The organism is Stenotrophomonas sp. SMYL89 (genome assembly GCF_036319985.1).
GTDB classification, from domain to species: domain Bacteria; phylum Pseudomonadota; class Gammaproteobacteria; order Xanthomonadales; family Xanthomonadaceae; genus Stenotrophomonas; species Stenotrophomonas maltophilia_Q.
Genome location: NZ_JAWIRW010000004.1, coordinates 105,536 through 124,249, shown reverse-complemented (window position 1 = coordinate 124,249; position 18,714 = coordinate 105,536). Strand labels below are relative to the sequence as shown.

The 18,714-nt window shown below is 67.4% G+C and carries 18 protein-coding genes and 1 pseudogene; 8 read left to right on the top strand and 11 right to left on the bottom strand.

Annotated elements, in window-relative coordinates:
- Positions 1 to 243 precede the first annotated feature (243 nt).
- On the top strand, positions 244 to 894 hold the full coding sequence (locus V3B41_RS06575; RefSeq protein ID WP_049429365.1) for a transposase: 651 nt from the start codon (positions 244 to 246) through the stop codon (positions 892 to 894).
- Positions 895 to 909: 15 nt separating this feature from the next.
- On the opposite strand, the gene V3B41_RS06570 is transcribed toward V3B41_RS06575, so the two are convergent.
- From V3B41_RS06570 to V3B41_RS06550, 5 genes are all read right to left on the bottom strand, one after another.
- Positions 910 to 2,166, bottom strand: a complete 1,257-nt coding sequence (locus V3B41_RS06570) for a cysteine desulfurase (RefSeq protein ID WP_100443777.1) — start codon at positions 2,164 to 2,166, stop codon at positions 910 to 912.
- A complete protein-coding gene (gene sufD / locus V3B41_RS06565) occupies positions 2,163 to 3,425 on the bottom strand; it encodes a Fe-S cluster assembly protein SufD (protein WP_329860539.1) in 1,263 nt (420 codons plus the stop codon). Before sufD ends, V3B41_RS06570 begins: the two co-directional genes overlap by 4 nt.
- Complete coding sequence (gene sufC, locus V3B41_RS06560) at positions 3,425 to 4,189, bottom strand: Fe-S cluster assembly ATPase SufC (protein ID WP_049429367.1); 765 nt, start codon at positions 4,187 to 4,189, stop codon at positions 3,425 to 3,427. The genes sufD and sufC overlap by 1 nt, the downstream gene beginning before the upstream one ends.
- 64 nt (positions 4,190 to 4,253) lie before the next feature.
- Positions 4,254 to 5,729, bottom strand: a complete 1,476-nt coding sequence (sufB, locus tag V3B41_RS06555; RefSeq protein WP_006423171.1) for a Fe-S cluster assembly protein SufB — start codon at positions 5,727 to 5,729, stop codon at positions 4,254 to 4,256.
- A gap of 17 nt (positions 5,730 to 5,746) precedes the next feature.
- Positions 5,747 to 6,202 carry an SUF system Fe-S cluster assembly regulator gene (locus V3B41_RS06550; RefSeq protein WP_005408436.1) on the bottom strand — a complete coding sequence of 152 codons (456 nt, stop codon included), beginning with the start codon at positions 6,200 to 6,202 and terminating at the stop codon, positions 5,747 to 5,749.
- Between the two features lie 208 nt (positions 6,203 to 6,410).
- Here V3B41_RS06550 and V3B41_RS06545 point away from each other — a divergent pair.
- Together V3B41_RS06545 and V3B41_RS06540 are read left to right on the top strand one after the other, a co-directional pair.
- Positions 6,411 to 6,872 (top strand): annotated as a pseudogene (locus V3B41_RS06545) (SET domain-containing protein-lysine N-methyltransferase); the annotation flags it as partial.
- Between the two features lie 168 nt (positions 6,873 to 7,040).
- Positions 7,041 to 7,583 (top strand): type 1 glutamine amidotransferase domain-containing protein, encoded by a 543-nt coding sequence (locus tag V3B41_RS06540; protein WP_024956948.1) that lies wholly within the window; start codon positions 7,041 to 7,043, stop codon positions 7,581 to 7,583.
- 38 nt (positions 7,584 to 7,621) lie between these two features.
- Here V3B41_RS06540 and V3B41_RS06535 read toward each other — a convergent pair whose 3' ends face one another.
- The 4 genes from V3B41_RS06535 to V3B41_RS06520 form a co-directional block, all read right to left on the bottom strand.
- Positions 7,622 to 8,218, bottom strand: coding sequence for a DUF1439 domain-containing protein (locus tag V3B41_RS06535; protein WP_005408439.1), 597 nt, complete (start codon positions 8,216 to 8,218; stop codon positions 7,622 to 7,624).
- An 82-nt stretch (positions 8,219 to 8,300) separates the two neighbouring features.
- The gene (locus V3B41_RS06530; RefSeq protein ID WP_049430049.1) at positions 8,301 to 8,831 is read right to left on the bottom strand and encodes a hypothetical protein; all 531 of its coding nucleotides are present in this window, start codon (positions 8,829 to 8,831) and stop codon (positions 8,301 to 8,303) included.
- A gap of 50 nt (positions 8,832 to 8,881) precedes the next feature.
- Positions 8,882 to 9,190, bottom strand: a complete 309-nt coding sequence (locus V3B41_RS06525; protein ID WP_049430048.1) for a DUF3861 family protein — start codon at positions 9,188 to 9,190, stop codon at positions 8,882 to 8,884.
- A gap of 254 nt (positions 9,191 to 9,444) precedes the next feature.
- Positions 9,445 to 9,843, bottom strand: a complete 399-nt coding sequence (locus tag V3B41_RS06520; RefSeq protein ID WP_010483539.1) for an HU family DNA-binding protein — start codon at positions 9,841 to 9,843, stop codon at positions 9,445 to 9,447.
- A gap of 370 nt (positions 9,844 to 10,213) precedes the next feature.
- On the opposite strand from V3B41_RS06520, the gene V3B41_RS06515 reads away from it, so the two are divergent.
- Complete coding sequence (locus V3B41_RS06515) at positions 10,214 to 10,645, top strand: OsmC family protein (protein ID WP_049430047.1); 432 nt, start codon at positions 10,214 to 10,216, stop codon at positions 10,643 to 10,645.
- Between the two features lie 102 nt (positions 10,646 to 10,747).
- Here V3B41_RS06515 and V3B41_RS06510 read toward each other — a convergent pair whose 3' ends face one another.
- A complete protein-coding gene (locus V3B41_RS06510) occupies positions 10,748 to 11,626 on the bottom strand; it encodes a PhzF family phenazine biosynthesis protein (RefSeq protein ID WP_049430046.1) in 879 nt (292 codons plus the stop codon).
- Between the two features lie 90 nt (positions 11,627 to 11,716).
- A complete protein-coding gene (locus tag V3B41_RS06505) occupies positions 11,717 to 12,589 on the bottom strand; it encodes a PhzF family phenazine biosynthesis protein (RefSeq protein WP_049430045.1) in 873 nt (290 codons plus the stop codon).
- A gap of 75 nt (positions 12,590 to 12,664) precedes the next feature.
- Here V3B41_RS06505 and V3B41_RS06500 point away from each other — a divergent pair, with 75 nt between their 5' ends.
- From V3B41_RS06500 to V3B41_RS06485, 4 genes are all read left to right on the top strand, one after another.
- The gene (locus V3B41_RS06500) at positions 12,665 to 15,259 is read left to right on the top strand and encodes a bifunctional aspartate kinase/diaminopimelate decarboxylase (RefSeq protein WP_049430044.1); all 2,595 of its coding nucleotides are present in this window, start codon (positions 12,665 to 12,667) and stop codon (positions 15,257 to 15,259) included.
- 76 nt (positions 15,260 to 15,335) lie between these two features.
- Complete coding sequence (gene murL / locus V3B41_RS06495; protein WP_049430043.1) at positions 15,336 to 16,688, top strand: UDP-N-acetyl-alpha-D-muramoyl-L-alanyl-L-glutamate epimerase; 1,353 nt, start codon at positions 15,336 to 15,338, stop codon at positions 16,686 to 16,688.
- Positions 16,669 to 18,078 (top strand): UDP-N-acetylmuramoyl-L-alanine--D-glutamate ligase, encoded by a 1,410-nt coding sequence (gene murD / locus V3B41_RS06490; RefSeq protein WP_329860533.1) that lies wholly within the window; start codon positions 16,669 to 16,671, stop codon positions 18,076 to 18,078. Before murL ends, murD begins: the two co-directional genes overlap by 20 nt.
- A 96-nt stretch (positions 18,079 to 18,174) precedes the next feature.
- On the top strand, positions 18,175 to 18,708 hold the full coding sequence (locus V3B41_RS06485; protein ID WP_049430041.1) for a hypothetical protein: 534 nt from the start codon (positions 18,175 to 18,177) through the stop codon (positions 18,706 to 18,708).
- The last annotated feature ends 6 nt before the right edge of the window (positions 18,709 to 18,714 follow it).

The window sequence follows — 18,714 nt, the reverse complement described above, 5'->3', positions numbered from 1 at the left end:
CGGGCGGGGCGGGGCGGGCCCGGGCGCGCCGGGGCAACTTCTGGGGGGGGGGGGGGCGGCCGCAACGGGGGGCGCGGCGTGGGGTCAGATCCCTTTCGCCGGGCGAAAGGGCTCTGACCCCGGCGTCTACCGACCGAGCGGCAGGTCATGGACCGACTGGTACGGGCACGGAATCAGCAGATGCTCGGGGTCAGATCCCTTTGCGCAGCGATGGGTTCTGACCCCTATTCCCAGGAGACACCTATGCCAAGGCCACCACGCATCGATGCGCCCGGTTACCCGCAACATGTCGTTCAACGTGGCAACAATCGCCAGCCCGTGTTCTTCACCGATGGCGACCGCGTGGCCTACCTGCGCCTGCTGTGTCATCACGCAGGCCAGCAGCACTGCCGGGTCCACGCGTATGTGCTGATGGACAATCACGTTCATCTCCTGGCGACGCCTGATGTCTCCGGCGGGCTGTCGCGGATGATGCAGGCCGTAAGCCGGACCTACGTGCGGCGGGTGAATGATCGGCAGGGCCGCACGGGAACCCTGTGGGAGGGGCGTTTCCATTCCACGTTGGTGGATACGGATCGCTATCTGCTGGCTTGCCAGCGCTACATCGAGCTCAACCCTGTCCGTGCGGGGAGGGTGGCGCGTCCAGGGGACTATCGCTGGTCGAGCTATCGGGCGAATGCGCAGGGCAGGCCGAATGCGCTGCTCGAGCCGCATTCGGCATTCGAGCTGATTGCCCTGGATCTGGATGAACGGCGCAGGCGCTATGCGGAGTTCATCGAGGAGGGTATTCCTGCCGCGGATGTGGCGGCGATCCGGCGAGCATTGCAGTCGCAGCGACGACTGGCCGGTTCGCTAGCGGGGTCAGAGCCCTTTCGCGATGCGAAAGGGATCTGACCCCGGTGTGCCGGGTCACCCCAACAGCTTGCGCACCTTGGTCAGTGCGGTCATGAAGCGCTCGATCTCGGCGTGGGTGTTGTAGAACGCCAGCGAGGCGCGGCAGGTGGCTGCGACGCCGAAGTACTGCAGCAGCGGGTGCGCGCAGTGCTGGCCCGAGCGCACGGCCACGCCTTCCAGATCAAGCAGCGTGGCCAGGTCATGGGCATGCGCGCCGTCGATCAGGAACGAGACCACGGCGGCCTTTTCCGGCGCTTCGCCGATGATGCGCAGGCCATCGACGCGGCGCAGCTCTTCGGTGAAGTGCGCCAGCAGTTCGGCTTCGCGCGCTTCCACGTTGTCCTGGCCGAGCTGCTGAAGGTAGTCGGCGGCCACGCCCAGGCCAATGAAGCCGGCGATGTTCGGGGTGCCGGCTTCGAACTTGTGCGGGGCATCGTTGAACACGGTGCCGTCGAAGCTGACTTCCTTGATCATCTCGCCGCCACCGAGGAATGGCGGCATCGCGTCCAGGTGCTCGCGGCGTGCCCACAGCGCACCGGTGCCGGTCGGGCCACACATCTTGTGGCCGGTGATGGCGTAGAAGTCGCAGCCGATCGCGGCGACGTCGACCTTGCGGTGCGGCACCGCCTGCGAGCCGTCGACCACGGTGATGATGCCGCGCTTGCGCGCCTCACGGCAGATCTCGCGTACCGGGTTGACCGTGCCCAGCACGTTGGACACATGGGTGACCGCCAGCAGCTTGACCTCGGGGGTCATCGCCGCACGCAGCGCATCCAGGTCCAGCGCGCCATCGGGGGTGATCTCGGCCACGCGGATGGTGGCGCCGGTACGCTGTGCGACCAGCTGCCATGGCACGATGTTGGCGTGGTGCTCCATGCGCGAGACCAGGATCACGTCGCCGGCCTTCAGCCGCGGCAGCGCCCACGAATACGCCACAAGATTGATGGCGAAGGTGGTGCCGCTGCACAGCACCAGGTCGCTGGCACGCACGTTGAGGAAGCGCGCCAGCTTGTTGCGCGCGCCTTCGTAGGCGTCGGTGGCTTCGCTGCCCAGTGCATGCACCGCGCGGCTGACGTTGGCGTTGTAGCGGCGGTAGAACTCGTCCACCGCGCCGATCACCTGCACCGGCTTCTGGCCGGTGTTGGCATTGTCGAAATAGACCAGCGGCTTGCCGTGCACTTCGCGCATCAGCAGCGGGAAGTCGAGGCGGACGCGGTCCCAGTCGGGCGCGCCGTTGGGGGTTTCGATCGGGCGCGGGGTGGACAGGTTCATGCCACACCCGCCTCGGCCAGGGCCTTGTCCAGGCGGCGTGCCAGCTGTTCGCGCAGGGCTTCCGGCAGGATCTTCAGCGGTTCGTGGCAGAACGCGGCACTGAGCAGTGCCTGCGCCTGTGCCTGCGGCAGGCCGCGCGAGCGCAGGTAGAACAGCGCATTGGCATCGAGCTGGCCGACGGTCGCGCCGTGCGCGGCCTTCACTTCATCGGCGTCGATCACCAGCGTCGGCTGGGTATCGATCTCGGCGTCGGCCGACAGCAGCAGGTTCTTGTTGGACAGGTTCGCGTCGGTACCATCGGCGCCTTCGCGGATCTGGATGCCACCATGGAACACCACGCGGCTGCGGTTGGCGGCGACGCCGCGCCACAGCAGTTCGCAGCTGGTGTCGCGCGCGATGTGATCGATGCCCAGCCGGGTCTCGACGTGGCGGCGGCCATTGCCGAGCAGCACGCCGTTGGCGGTCAGCTGGGCGTTGTCGCCTTCCAGGCGTACGTTCAGTTCGTGGCGGCTGAGCGCGGCGCCCAGTTCCAGGTCGACGCGGTGGTACTGCGCGTCGCGGGCCAGCACTGCGTCGGTACGCAGGAAGCTGGTCTGGCGTGCGCTGCCGGTCTGCACGCGGGCGTGCTTGAGCACGGCATCGCGGGCGACATGGGCGTGCAGCACGGTGTTGTCCAGGTGGGCCGAATCGCCGACGCTGAAGCGTTGCTCGACCACGCCCAGGCTGGCGCCGGCACGCAGTTCGATCAGGTGGCGGTGGTGCCAGGCCAGATCGGTCTCGCCGGCGACGCTGGCGAATACCAGCTGCAGCGGCGCTTCGACCTGCACGCCTTCGTCCACGCGCAGCACCACGCCTTCATCGGCCAGTGCGGCGTTGAGGCGGGCGAAGATCTCCTCGCTGCGCTCGTAACGGCGGCCAAGGAAACGCACGGCGTCTTCGCCGGATGCCAGTGCGGCCGACAGCGGCTGCAGCTGCACGCCGGCCGGCAGGACCTGCGCATCGCTCAGCGCGGCATCCAGGCGGCCATTGACGAACACCAGGCGCGGTGCCGGGATGTCCTCCAGCAGTGCGGCATCCAGTGCCGGCGGGGCCAGCGGTGCAGCTGCGAACGCACGGCGCTCCAGCTGGCGCAGCGAGGTGTACTTCCAGGCTTCGTTGCGGGCGGCCGGCAGGCCGTCGCGCAGGGCCGCATCCAGCACTTCGCGGCGCGAATCGCTGCCACAGAAGGCCTGGGCCATCGAGTCAAGCAGGGCGCTCATCAGACCGCCGCCTCGCGCACCACGCGATCCTTGAGGAAATCGTAGCCGTGCGCTTCCAGTTCCAGGGCCAGTTCCGGACCGCCGGTCTTGACGATGCGGCCATCGGCCAGCACGTGCACCACGTCCGGCTTGATGTAGTCCAGCAGGCGCTGGTAGTGGGTGATGACCAGGAACGAGCGGTCGGCGGCGCGCAGTGCGTTGACGCCGTCGGCCACGCTCTTCAGCGCATCGATGTCCAGGCCCGAATCGGTTTCGTCGAGGATCGCCAGCTTCGGCTCGAGCACGGCCAGCTGGAAGATCTCGTTGCGCTTCTTCTCGCCACCGGAGAAGCCTTCGTTGACGCCACGGTGCAGCAGCTCGTCCTTCAGGTGCAGCACGGCCAGCTTCTGGCGCACCAGCTTCAGGAACTGCATGGAATCGAGTTCTTCTTCACCACGCGCCTTGCGCTGTGCATTCAGTGCTGCGCGCAGGAAGTAGGTGTTGTTCACGCCCGGGATTTCCACCGGGTACTGGAAGGCCAGGAACAGGCCGGCGGCGGCGCGGGCTTCCGGGTCCTGGTCCAACAGGTCGGCGCCCTCGAACTGGACGCTGCCTTCGGTCACTTCATAGCCGTCACGGCCGGCCAGGACATTGCCCAGGGTGGACTTGCCGGCGCCGTTGGGGCCCATGATGGCGTGCACCTGGCCGGGCTTCACGTCCAGCGACAGGCCCTTGAGGATTTCCTTGTCGCCGATGCGGGCGTGGAGGTTTTCGATCTTCAGCATGGTATGAATCCAGTAGAGCCACGCCACGCGTGGCTGAAATATTCAGACGAAGGTGGTTGGCGTGTTAACCGACCGACCCTTCCAGCGAGACTTCCAGCAGCTTCTTGGCTTCCACCGCGAACTCCATCGGTAGTTCGCGGAACACCTGCTTGCAGAAGCCGTCGACGATCATCGACACCGCGTCTTCCTGGCTGATGCCACGGGCGCGGCAGTAGAACAGCTGGTCGTCGGAAATCTTCGAAGTGGTGGCCTCGTGCTCGACGGTGGCGCCCGGGTTCTTCACCTCGATGTAGGGGAAGGTATGGGCACCGCACTGCTTGCCGATCAGCAGCGAATCGCACTGGGTGTAGTTGCGTGCGCCGTCGGCGTTGCGGTCGACCTTCACCAGGCCGCGGTAGGTGTTCTGGCCGCGGCCGGCACTGATGCCCTTGCTGACGATCTTGCTCTTGGTGCGCTTGCCGACGTGGATCATCTTGGTGCCGGTGTCGGCCTGCTGGCGGTGGTGGGTCAGCGCCACGGAATGGAATTCACCGACCGAATCGTCGCCCAGCAGCACGCAGGACGGGTACTTCCAGGTGATCGCCGAACCGGTCTCGACCTGGGTCCAGGTGACCTTGCTGCGCGCGCCACGGCATTCGGCACGCTTGGTGACGAAGTTGTAGATGCCGCCGACGCCGTTCTCGTCGCCCGGGTACCAGTTCTGCACGGTGGAATACTTGATCTCCGCGTCTTCCAGCGCGACCAGCTCGACCACCGCGGCGTGCAGCTGGTTCTCGTCGCGCATCGGCGCGGTGCAGCCTTCCAGATAGGAAACGTAGGCCTTGTCCTCGCACACGATCAGGGTGCGCTCGAACTGGCCGGTGTGGCCGGCGTTGATGCGGAAGTAGGTGCTCAGTTCCATCGGGCAGCGAACGCCCTTGGGGATGAACACGAAGCTGCCATCGGAGAACACCGCCGAGTTCAGCGCGGCGAAGTAGTTGTCGCCCACCGGCACCACGGTGCCCAGGTACTGGCGCACCAGCTCCGGGTGTTCCTTGATGGCCTCGGACATCGAGCAGAAGATGATGCCCTTCTCGGCCAGTTCCTTGCGGAACGTGGTGCCGACGGACACCGAGTCGAACACCGCATCCACCGCCACGCCGGCCAGCTTGGCACGCTCGTGCAGCGGCACGCCCAGCTTGTCGTAGGTGTCGAGCAGTTCCTTGGGCACGTCATCCAGCGAGGCGTACTTCGGGCCCTTCGGCGCGGAGTAGTAGCTCAGCGCCTGCAGGTCGATCGGGGCGATCTCCAGCTTGGCCCAGTCCGGCATCGGCATGGTCAGGAAGTGGCGGTAGGCGTCCAGGCGCCACTGCGTCATCCACTCCGGCTCTTCCTTCTTGGCCGACAGGGCACGGATGGTGTCCTCGTCCAGGCCCGGCGGCAGGGAGTCCGATTCGATCTCGGTGATGAAGCCGGCCGAATACTTGCGGCCGAGCTGCTCGTGGATCTCGCGGTTGGGGGTGTCGTCGTGGGCGACGTTTTCGATGGTTTCGGTGGCCATGGGGGGCTGCCTACGGATCAGGAGACGACGTCGACAGCGATGGTGCGGCGCTGTTCGTCATCGGCAAGGGGGAGAGGGGGCAGGATCTGCGCCAGGGTGACATCGCGCAGGGCCTCGGAGACCACGTCGTTGATCAGCCGCCAGCTGCTGCGCGCGCCGCACTTGGGCGCCATGCCGCACTGGTGGTGGTCGTGGCTGCATTCGGTCAGGGCCAGCGGCCCTTCCATCGCTTCGACCACTTCGAACAGCGAGATCTCGATGGCCGGGCGGGTCAGGCGGTAGCCGCCTCGGACACCGCGCAGGCCTTCGACCAGGCCGGCCTGGGCCAGTGGCTTGAGCACCTTGCTGACGGTGGGCGGCTCCAGGCCGGTGAATTCGGCCAGCTCGGTGGCACTGAGCACCTCGCCCGGACGGGCGGCAAGCACGGTCAGTACCACGGTGGCGTAATCGGTGAGCTTGGTGACACGCAACATGGGAATGCGAGCGGTTCTTAAAGCGGACTGAAATTGTACGCTTTTATTCGCCGGCATCCAACCCGGACATTCAGCCGGCGCTGGGACGGACCGGGACGACACACCGGGGCCATTGCCGGGGCGCCATGCTGCGCCAACGGGGTGATTTTCGCAATCACCCGGAATGGGCGAGAATCAACGTTCCTTTCGCTGCAGACCTCCCTTGCCGATGCCCAAGAAGATCCAAGCCCGCAAGTCCGCCATCCATGGCAACGGCGTGTTCGCCGTGGCCCCGATCAAGCAGGGCGAGCGCGTGATCCAGTACAAGGGCCTGTTGCGCAGCCACGGCGACGTTGATGCCGATGACAGCGGCGACGTCGAAAGTGGCCATACCTTCCTGTTCACCCTCAACGACGACTGGGTGATCGATGCCAACTACAAGGGCAATGACGCGCGCTGGATCAACCACAGCTGCGACCCGAACTGCGAGGCAGTGATCGAGGAAGACGAGGACGGTGACAGCCGAGGTGACAAGGTGTTCATCGAGGCGCTGCGTGACATCAAGGCCGGTGAGGAACTGACCTACAACTACGGCATCACCCTGGCCGAGCGCCACACCGCCAAGCTGAAGAAGATCTGGGAGTGCCGCTGCGGCTCACCCAAGTGCACTGGCACCATGCTGCAGCCCAAGGGCGGACCGGGACGGGGTCGGGCCGGCCGCGGGCCGGCACGGCGCACGCCGGGTGCGGGCCCGCGGCCGGCGCCACCCGGAGGCTCTCCACCTGCCGTGCACGGCAGGGTCACCGCCGTGCAAGGGCCGTTCTTCCATTCTGTCGGCACCCCCAACCGGAGTGCACCCATGGCAGAACGATTGAAGGGCAAGCAGATTGCCATCCTTGCCACCCACGGCTTTGAACAGTCCGAACTGACCGAACCCAAGCGTCTGCTGGAAGCCGAAGGCGCGCGCGTCAGCGTCGTGTCGCCTGCAAAGGAGGCGACGATCAAGGGCTGGAAAGAGAAGAACTGGGGCGACGCCGTCGCGGTGGATATTCCGCTGGATGAGGCCGATCCGGCCAGCTTCGACGCGCTGGTGCTGCCGGGAGGGGTCATCAATCCGGACACGCTGCGTACCGACGAGGCTGTACTCGGCTTCGTCCGCGCAGTAGACGAGGCCGGCAAGCCTGTGGCGGCGATCTGCCATGGCCCGTGGCTGCTGATCAACAGTGGCCTCGCCGATGGCCGCGAGCTGACGTCCTGGCCTTCCCTGCAGCAGGATCTGACCAATGCGGGGGCGAACTGGCGCGATGCCGAGGTCGTGGTCGACGGCAACGTGATCACCAGCCGCAAGCCGGATGACATCCCGGCCTTCAGTGAGGCGGTGGTCAAGGCACTTGCCGCCTGATGCGCTACCGGTAGTGCCGGCCGCTGGCCGGCACCACCTTACTTGCCCAGCACGCCTGCCGGCACCAGGTTGCCCAGGTTCTGGTTGAAGGTGACCACCAGCTTGCCGTTCTTCACCTGCGCCGACTGCACCTGCAGAGCGCCGAGTACCCCGGCCACGGCCGGATCCAGCTTGTAGATCGGCTCACGCTGGGCGTAGTCGCTCAGCCAGGCGTTGAGCAGGCCGCGGGTACGGGAGTCGAGACGACCACCCTGGTTGGCCGGGGTGAAGTCATCCACGCTGGGCTGCTGCAGGTGGAACCCCTGGGTCTGTGCGTCGTAGCGCAGGCCGCTGCTGAGCTTCACCGTACCCAGCTTGGCCGGATTGCCACCGGCAGTGGCCAGTGCAACGTCCATGCCGAGGTTCAAACGCTCGCCGGCCGGGAGGCTCAGCTGAGGGTGGCTCATGGTCAGGGCGATCAGTCCGCCCAGGGCGTCCTGGGTGCGCGGGAAGCTGCCATCGAGGTATTGCTGCACATCGCTGGCGCCCACCGACAGTTCGCGGCCGGAAATGGAAGGGGCGGCCTGGGCACCGATCGCGGCTGCGATCAGTACGGTGGAGGCGGCGAGGCGGGTCATCAGGGAACGCAGGCGCATGGCGGTGGCCGCTGGACAGGGAATGGATGGAGGAAAGAGTAGCCGGGTCGGCTGAATCGTGCGTGCATGCCGCTGCAACGGTTCAGTCCAGCGTTGGCCGCAGTTGCGCCGACTGGATCTGCCAGGCGCGACCGTCCGGGCTGGGCTGCACGCGATACCAGCCGCGGAAGCGGAAGGTGCCTTGTGCGGTGGTCGCGCGGAGCCGCACCGGCACCTCCAGCAACCGGGATGGCTGCCGGCCATCGCGTGCCAGCGGGGTGCCACTGTCCAGGCGCAGCGTGCGCAGGTCCTGCAGTTGGCGTATGGCAGCGTCATCTGCGCGGTGCGGATCGACCGGTGGAATCGCCCATGCCGCGTCGCTGGCGCTGCGGTTGCGGTTGAGCAGCGCGATCACGTAGCGGTTGAGCATCACCGATGGTGGTTCGGCGTCGGCAGCGACCGCGGCGAACAGCGGATCGATCGTTGCTCGCTGCAGCGGTGCTGCGTCGGTGTCTGCAACGGCCTGTGCATCGGCGCTCGCTGGCGCCGGCACTGGCGCAACCTCCGGTTGTGCAGTGGGTCTGGAACAGCCCAGCAGCACCAGTGGCGCGATCAGGAAAAGCGTCCTGCGCATGCCTCCTCCCCGAGGCGATGTGGGTTGACAGTGTATCGGCTGCGCGGGAATCAGCGGGAGGAGGGCAACTGTTCCAGTGCATCCAGCGCCGGCAGCACCTGCCCGGCGATGGCGGCCAACGCATGTCCATCGGTTTCGGCGTGGCGCTGCACGATGTCGCGCAGCAGCTGGGTGGCAATCACCAGGGTCGCGCGTTCATCGCCGCTGAGCCCTGCCGTCCGCGGTGCCGCTTCCAGCAGGCGCATCAGGTCGCGGCTGGCGCGATGTTCCAGTTCGATGGTGCAACGCCCGGTGCACTGCACCCCGTCCTTTTCGATGGGGGTCACCGAGATCCGGTAGCGGGTGGAGGGGCTGGCCATGAGGAGATGCTCGCCGTAGCTGTGGAGGATGTGCCAACCATAGGCAAGGCCACGGTCGGCGGCGACGGCCGGCGCTGCACGCAGTGTTCCACCCGGTACGTTCCGGCACCGCCGCAGGCGGGGCCCAGCCAATGGCGACGGGCCTGTACGGGCATTCCCTGGGATGCGGCAACGCTGTGTTGCGGGCCGTGGTTGGGACAAAAAAAACGGGACGGCCAGAGCCGTCCCGTCGGAATCCGCGTTGGGGCGCGCGCTTACAGCGCGGCGTCCTTCAGCTTCTTCAGCGGACGCACCTTCAGCTTGGTGGTGGCCGGCTTGGCGGCGAACCACTGTTCTTCCTTGGTGAACGGGTTGATGCCCTTGCGCTTCGGCTTGGCCGGCACATTGACGGTGGTGATCTTCAGCAGGCCCGGCAGGGTGAAGGAGCCAGCGCCCTTCTTGTGCACCGAGGATGCGACGGCGCTTTCCAGCGAGGCCAGCACAGCGCGGACGTCCTTGGCGATGACGCCGGAGGCTTCAGCGATGTGTGCAACCAGGCCGGACTTGGTCAGCACTTCCTTGATCGGCTTCGGAGCGGCCGGCTTGGCGGCTGCCTTCGTCGCGACTTTCTTCACTGCCTTCTTCGGGGCAGCCTTCTTAGCGGTCTTTGCCATGGTTTCCTGTTCCGTGAACGGTTGGTTGTTTGGTCGGCGCCGAACCCCGTCGGCAAGCGCAATGTAGGGCAACTCTCGGGCGCCGCCAATAGCCCGAAGCGCGGAAAGTGCATGTTTTTTCATATCCAGGCCGATTCAGTACATGGCCGGCGATGGGGGCGGGGGTGTCGGGACGCGGCTGGCCGCCAGCGCCCGGTCATTGGAGGAATGCGCGAAACCACTGAAAACAAGGGGGAAATGCGTTTCCGGCTGGCGAGGAAGTGTCCATCTGCCCGGCGCCGGAGCGACGTGGCGCGTGCGGCGGAGCGACGCAGGGCTAACGCGCCACGTGCGAGGGTGATCGTTCATCACCGTCACGCAGGAGCAGCACATGGGAATCTCGCGACACGCCACCGCGCACTGGGAAGGCGACCTGAAGTCGGGCAAGGGGCAGTTGAGCACGCCGCAGAGTGGCCTGCTGGACAAGACCCGCTACGGCTTCAACAGCCGCTTCGGCGACGAGAAGGGCACCAATCCGGAAGAACTGATCGCTGCCGCGCATGCTGGCTGCTTCACCATGGCGCTGTCGGCCAAGCTCGGCGAAGCCGGTTTCACCCCGACCTCGCTGGACACCGAAGCCAAGGTCGATCTGTCGCTGGAAGGCGGCCCGCAGCTGTCTCAGATCCGCCTGAAGGTAAAGGCCGTAGTGCCGGGTATCGACGCGGCCAAGTTCCGCGCCATTGCCGATGACGCCAAGCAGAACTGCCCGGTGTCCAAGGCGCTGAGTGCGGTGCCGATCAGCCTGGAAGCCGAGCTGGGCTGAGCGCCGGATGCTCTTGTAGAGCCGAGCCCACGCTCGGCTTCTGCAGCTGCCGTGATCTGGCCGAAGAGCAGTCGAGCGTGGGCTCGGCTGTACAGTGCCCCTTTACCAATCGAGGGTGCCGGCAATCACCGTCTGCACCTGACCGCCCGACCAGACCTCGCCGTCCTCATCGACCAACAGGGTCAGGCGCGCATCGTGGCCGACTTCGCGGCCCTGACTGACTTCGAACGGCGCACGGCCCCGCGGCAGTGCCTCGCGCAGGTCCAGCCACGCGGCCAACACGGCGTTGGCGGCACCCGAGGCGGCGTCTTCGAAGCGGCGACCGTTGCCGACGAAGGCGCGTACCGCAAGATCGAACCCCTCGCTGCCATCGCTGAAGGCATAGGCGAACACGCCCATGCTGTCGGTGGATTCAGCCACTGCCGCCACCGCATCCCAGTCCGGCTGCAGGGCGCGCAATGCGGCTTCATCGGCCACCTGCACCACCCACCAGCTGCGGCCACCCTGCATGCGTGCCGGCGGCAGTGTGCCCAGTGGCCAGCCCTTCAATGCGGCCTGCAGGCGTGGATCGGTGGCTTCGGCGGTTTCGGCCAGCTGCGCGCGCGGGGTGCGGATGGCGATGCGCTGCTGCGCACCTTCACCACTGACGCGCAGCGGCAGCGCACCAGCAATGCCCTCCTGCACCAGCACGCCCTCGACCGGTGTAGCAAGGCCCGCCTGCAGCACCGCATGCGCGGTGCCGACGCTGGGGTGGCCGGCGAACGGGACTTCCTTCTGCGGGCTGAACATGCGCAGCCGGTAGCTGGCACCAGGTGCCTGCGGCGCGAACACGAAGGTGGTTTCCGGTAGGCGCGTCCAGCGTGCGATGGCCTGCATGCTGGCGTCATCCAGGCCCTCGGCATCGAGTACCACGGCCAGTGGGTTACCGGCGCCGGCGCGCGGGGAGAACACATCCAGCTGCAGGAAACGGCGGGTGGTCATAGGGGGCAGATTCCGTAAACGAGAGGGGATACGGTAGCGCCGGGCCATGCCCGGCGTCCGTGTACTGCGTTCGCCGGGCGTGGACCGGCGCTACCAATGGATGCTGCCGTCGATCACGCACTGCACCTGGCCGCCGATCCACACCGTGCCCTGCGCGTCGACCTGCACCTGCACGCGGCCATCGCGGCCCACTTCGCGGCCCTGGCTGGCCACGTAGCGGCCCTCGCGGCCGGGCAGGGCATCGCGCTGCCGCAGCCAGACGCCGATCAGCGCATTGGCGCTGCCGGTCACCGGGTCCTCGGGCACGCTGGGCGCATCAGCAGGACAGAACGCGCGGACCACGCGGCTGTGGTCGGTGCCGGCTTCGTCGGCGAATACCGCCACGCCAGTGGCATCGGTGGCGAGACTCCAGGCGGCCACCGATGCCATGTCCGGCTCCAGGTCGCGCACGGCGGCGCCATCGCGCAGCGGCAGCAGCCACCAGCGTGCGCCGTTGTCCCACAGCTCCGGTGCATGGCCGTCGGCAGCCAGCGCAAGCAGCGTTGCGGGTGCCGCGTCGGCGGCGGTTGCCAGCTGCCGGGCCGGTGGGCTGGCCAGCTGGATCTCCAGCGCCTCGGCCGGCCCACTCACCTTTACCGGCAACAGCCCGGCCGCGCATTGCTGCAGCAGGGCACCGTCACGTGGAGTCGCCAGGCCACAGGTCACCGCCACCCAGGCCGCACCGACGCTGGGATGGCCGGCGAACGCCAGTTCCCGGGTCGGGGTGAAGATGCGGATGTGGTAGTCGGCGCCGGGCGCGCTGGGGCGCAGGAAGAACACCGTCTCGGACAGGTTCAGCCAGGCGGCCAGGGCCTGCATCTGGCTGCTGGAGAGCCCGTCGGCGTCCAGGATGGCGCCCAGTGGGTTGCCGGTGCCGGGGCGGGGGGCGAAGACATCGAGCTGCAGGTAACGAAGGACGGCCATCTACGGGGATATTGCGCTTAGAATCAAAGGTTCCGCCCCCGAGGGCGGCTTCCCCACATTCTACATAGCCAATCCATGTCAGCTTCCCCCCTTGTCGATCGTTGGATCGTACTGAAGTTCGGCGGCACCTCGGTGTCGCGTCGTCATCGCTGGGACACGATCGGGAAGCTGGCGAAAAAACGTGCGGAAGAGACCGGCTCGCGCGTGCTGGTGGTGGTGTCGGCGCTGTCCGGGGTCACCAACGAACTGACCGCGATCGCCGATGGCGCGCCGGACAGCCGTGATCGCGTGGCCGCGCTGGTAGAGCGCCACGAGGGCTTCCTGGTTGAACTGGGCCTTGGCCGCGAGGTGCTGGCCGAACGTCTGGCGGCGCTGCAGGGCCTGTTGGACGACGCGCGCGCGGCCACCCGTCCGCTGGACTGGCAGGCCGAAGTGCTGGGCCAGGGCGAGCTGCTGTCCTCCACACTGGGTGCGGCCTACCTGCGCGCGTCAGGTCTGGACATGGGCTGGATGGATGCCCGCCAGTGGCTGGATGCGATGCCGCCGCAGCCGAACCAGAGCGACTGGTCGCAGCGCCTGTCGGTGAACTGCCAGTGGCGCGCCGACGCAGAGTGGATGCAGCGCTTCCGCGCGCAGCCGACCCGCCTGCTGATCACCCAGGGCTTCATCTCGCGTCACGCCGATGGCGGCACCGCCATCCTCGGTCGCGGCGGTTCGGATACCTCGGCGGCGTACTTCGGTGCATTGCTGGGTGCCAGCCGCGTGGAGATCTGGACCGACGTGCCGGGCATGTTCAGCGCCAACCCGAAGGATGTGCCGGACGCGCGCCTGCTGACCCGCCTGGACTATTACGAGGCACAGGAAATTGCCACGACCGGCGCCAAGGTGCTGCACCCGCGCTCGATCAAGCCGTGCCGTGATGCCGGCGTGCCGATGGCCATTCTCGATACCGAGCGCCCGGAACTGCCGGGTACCAGCATCGATGGCAGTGCCGCGCCGGTCCCGGGGGTGAAGGCGATCAGCCGCCGCAACGGCATCGTGCTGGTGTCGATGGAAGGCATCGGCATGTGGCAGCAGGTCGGCTTCCTGGCCGATGTGTTCAACCTGTTCAAGAAGCACGGCCTGTCGGTGGACCTGATCGGTTCGGCCGAAACCAACGTTACCGTGTCGCTGGACCCGTCCGAGAACCTGGTCAACACCGATGTGCTGGCCGCGCTGTCGGCGGACCTGTCGCAGATCTGCAAGGTGAAGGTGATCGTGCCGTGCGCGGCCATCACCCTGGTCGGCCGTGGCATGCGCTCGCTGCTGCACAAGCTGTCGGACGTGTGGGCCACGTTTGGCCGCGAGCGCGTGCACATGATCTCGCAGTCGTCCAACGACCTGAACCTGACCTTCGTCATCGACGAGGCCGATGCTGACGGCCTGCTGCCGATCCTGCACGCCGAGCTGATTGACAGCGGTGCGATGCCGGTGGAAGAGACCGAGGTGTTCGGCCCGCGCTGGCGCGAGATCGCCGGCACCGTGCGCCCGCGTGGCACGCCCTGGTGGCGTGGCCAGCGCGCGCACCTGCTGCAGCTGGCCGATGCCGGTACGCCGCGCTACGTCTACCACCTGCCGACCGTGCGCGCCCGTGCCCGCGCGCTGGCCGCGATCAAGCCGATCGACCAGCGCTACTACGCGATCAAGGCCAACAGCCACCCGGCCATCCTGCAGCTGCTGGAAGCCGAGGGCTTCGGCCTGGAGTGCGTCTCGCACGGCGAACTGAAGCACGTGTTCCAGCACCTGCCGGAACTGTCGCCCAAGCGCGTGTTGTTCACTCCCAGCTTCTGCCCGCGCAGCGAATACGAAGCGGCGTTCGCGCTCGGGGTGACCGTGACCGTCGACAACGTCGAAGCACTGCAGCGCTGGCCGGACCTGTTCCGCAACCGCGAGCTGTGGCTGCGTGTCGACCTGGGCCGTGGCGAAGGCCACCATGCCAAGGTCCGTACCGGCGGCAAGGACTCCAAGTTCGGCCTGCCGATCGCCCGCGTCGACGAATTCGTGCGCACGGCCACCGACCTGGGCAGCCGCGTGGTCGGCCTGCACGCGCACCTGGGCAGCGGCGTGGAGACTGCGCAGCACTGGCGCCTGATGTGCGATGAGCTGGCCGGTTTCGCCCGCCGCATCGGCAGCGTGCAGACCATCGACATCGGCGGCGGCCTGCCGATTCCGTATTCCGCCGAGGACGAGCCGTTCGACCTGGATGCGTGGGCCGAGGGTCTGGCCGAGGTCAAAGCGCTGCATCCGGCGTTCCGCCTGGCGATCGAGCCGGGCCGTTACCTGGTCGCCGAATCCGGCGTGCTGCTGACCCACGCCACTCAGGTTGTGGAAAAGGACGGCGTGCGCCGCGTCGGCCTGGATGCCGGCATGAACACCCTGATGCGCCCGGCGCTGTATGACGCCTGGCACGACATCGAGAACCTCAGCCGCCAGGGCGGCTATGCCGAGGCGGCATTCGATGTGGTCGGCCCGATCTGCGAATCCAGCGATGTGTTCGGCAAGCGCCGCAAGCTGCCGGTGTCCACCGCACCGGATGATGTGATGCTGATCGCTGATGCCGGTGCCTACGGCTATGTGATGTCCAACACCTACAACCAGCGGGCGATGCCGCGCGAAGACGTGATCGAGTGATCGCCACCCGCGCCCTGCACCCGCCCACCGACACGCCCCGTGCTGCTGCGCGGGCCCGTGCCTGACCGGATACACCATGACTGCTTTCGATAAACACCAGGTTTCCCGCTTCCGCTTCGTCCGCTGCGAATTCGCTGCGGAAACCGGCGTGGCCAAGCTGGTCTACGCCTTCGATGACGGCCCGGAGATGGTGGAAACCATCACCGTGCCGGGCGCCCCGTTCGTACTGGACCAGGCGCGCGCCGCCGCCGTGCAGCGTGCGCTGCAGCTGCTGCACCTGATTGCCGGTGTCAGTTACTACAAGGCCGGCGTGCCGGAGACGGTCAGCATCGACAGCTATTCAATCGATGCCGATACCGCGGCGTTGGTGGAGACGGTCTACCTCAACGGCCTGGGCGAGTTCGCCTACCGCAACGGCCTGAACCTGCGTGGGCGTTTCCGCCTGCCGGTGCAGGGCGAAGCGGTGCAGGCCCCGGTGCTGGGCCTGCAGGCGCATGCGCTGGTGGCCATCGGTGGCGGCAAGGATTCGCTGGTCAGCATCGAAGCGCTGCGCCGTGCCGGCGTGGACGAAACGGTGACCTGGATTGGCGGTTCGCAGCTGATCCGCGCCTGCGCAGAGCGCACCGGCCTGCCGACGCTGAACCTGGGCCGCGCGCTGGCGCCGGAACTGTTCGAGCTCAACCGCCAGGGCGCGTGGAACGGGCATATTCCGGTCACCGCGGTGAACTCGGCGATCATGGTGCTGGCCGCGCTGCTGCAGGGCGTGGACCAGGTGGTGTTCTCCAACGAGCGCTCGGCCAGCTACGGCAGCCAGATTCCGGGCACCGGCGAAGTGAACCACCAGTGGTCCAAGGGCTGGGCCTTCGAGCAGGCGTTCGGCAGCCATGTGCAGAAGCACGTGGCGGCGGACCTGCAGTACTACTCGCTGCTGCGCCCGATGTCCGAGCTGGCGGTGGCCCGCCAGTTCGCCAAGACCGATTTCTACGACGCGCATTTCTCCAGCTGCAACCGCAACTTCCACATCCTCGGCGAGCGCCCGGTGAACCGCTGGTGCGGCGTCTGCCCGAAGTGCCACTTCGTGTTCCTGGCGTTGGCCCCGTTCATGCCGAAGACGCGCCTGGTGCGCATCTTTGGCCGCAACCTGCTGGATGATGCCGAACAGGCCGGTGGCTTCGATGCACTGCTGGAGTTCCAGGACCACAAGCCGTTCGAGTGCGTCGGCGAAGGCCGCGAATCGCGTGCGGCGATGGCGACCCTGGCGCAGCGCCCGGAATGGAAGGAAGACGTGCTGGTGAAGCGCTTCTGCAATGAGATCCAGCCGCAGCTGGATGCCGCCGAACTGGAACTGGCACCGCTGCTGCTGTTGCAGGGCGAGCACCGCATTCCGACCGCGTTGTGGGAACAGGTGCGTGAAGATTTCGCAGCTTGAAGGAAAGCGCGTCGCGCTGTGGGGCTGGGGGCGTGAGGGCCGTGCGGCATTTTCGGTGCTGCGTGCGCGCCTGCCCGCGCTGGCCCTGAGCCTGTTCTGCCCGGCCGCTGAGGCCGAGGCGGCGCGTGCGGAAACGCAGGAATTGCTGGACGTGCGCGGTGAACCCACTGCCGAAGCGCTGGCCGCGTTCGATGTGGTGATCAAATCGCCTGGTATCAGCCCCTACCAGCCGATCGCACTGGCGGCGGCGGAGCAGGGCACCACGTTCATCGGCGGCACCGCGCTGTGGTTCGCCGAACACGCCGCCGACGATGGCATCGTGCACGACACCGTGTGCGTGACCGGCACCAAGGGCAAGAGCACCACCACCGCGCTGGTCGCGCACCTGCTGCGTGCCGCCGGCCACCGCACCGGCCTGGTCGGCAACATCGGCCTGCCGCTGCTGGAAGTGCTGGATCCGCAGCCGGCGCCGGAATACTGGGCGGTGGAACTGTCCAGCTACCAGACCGGGGAAGTGGCGCGCAGTGGCGCCCACCCGCAGGTGGCGGTGGTGCTGAACCTGTTCCCGGAACACCTGGACTGGCACGGCAGCGAACAGCGTTACATCCAAGACAAGCTGCGGCTGGTGACCGAAGCTGCGCCGCGCATCGCCGTGCTCAATGCCGCCGATCCGCACCTGGCCGCGCTGTCGTTGCCCGACAGTGAAGTGGTCTGGTTCAACCAGCCGCAGGGCTGGCACATGCGCGGTGACGTCGTGCATCGCGGTGAACAGCCCGTATTCGATACCTGCAACACGCCGCTGCCGGGCCGCCACAACCGCGGCAACCTGTGCGCGGTGCTGGCCGCGCTGGAAGCGGTGGGCCTGGACGCGGTGGCGCTCGCTCCGGCGGTGCAGGATTTCCGTCCGTTGCCGAACCGCCTGCAGCGCATCGGCGTGGCCGAGGGCCTGACCTACGTCAACGATTCGATCAGCACCACGCCGCATGCCAGCCTGGCCGCGCTGGAGTGCTTTGCCGGCCAGCGCATCGCGCTGCTGGTGGGCGGGCACGATCGTGGACTGGACTGGACCGATTTCATGCAGCACATGGCGCACGACGTGCCGCCGGTGGAGATCGTGACCATGGGCAGCAACGGCCCGCGCATCCACGCGATGCTGCAACCGTTGGCCGATGCCGGCCGCTTCGGCCTGCACGCGGCGGGCGATCTGCCCGAGGCGATGGCGCTGGCTCGCAGCGCGCTGGCGGCGCAGGGCGGGGTGGTGCTGCTGTCGCCGGGCGCGCCGAGTTTTGGTGCCTACCGCGACTACGTGGCGCGTGGCCGCCATTTCGCCGAGCTGGCCGGATTCGACCCGGACAGCATCAGCGCGATCCCGGGGTTGGGCATCGCTTGATCCGCCGGATCGGGCTCGGATCCCTTTCCTCAGGAAAGGGCTCTGACCCCGGCGAGTTACCATGGGGCGCATCCCCGGACGGACCCGGATAGCCGCATGTGCACGTTCATCACCTTGTTCCTTCCTGCGTCGATTGCGCAGGTCGATGCCGCCGCGATCATGCAGCGCAGTGGCCGGCGCCTGTTTGCGCAGGATTCGCCCAGCCTGCAGTCAGCGGTCGGGCCCGGTTGGCAGCCGTGGTTGAGTGCCGTGCACTGCGATTGCGGCACGTCGCTGGCCTCGGCGCAGGCGGTTCGTGAGTGGAACGGCGATGCCGAACGCTGGCGCAGGAAGGGCTGGAGCGAAGCGAAAATCGCGCGCGCGTTGGCGGCGCAGTTGGCGCGGCATGAACAGGATCAGCAGGCACGCCGCGATGAAGCCTTGGGGGATGCCGGCCAGTGGTTGCAGCGTATCGAAGCGCTGTTGCAGGCCGGTGCCGCGCGTATCGGCCTGCTGGTGCGTGACTACGACGGTGCGGTGGGTGCCCGGCAGCCGAAGCCGCCGGAACGCCACTGGCCGCGCGCGTCGCTGGAGGCAGCGGATCTGCTGGCCTTCGCGCCGGGGACGCTGCACTGGATCGAGCGCGGGTGAGGACGC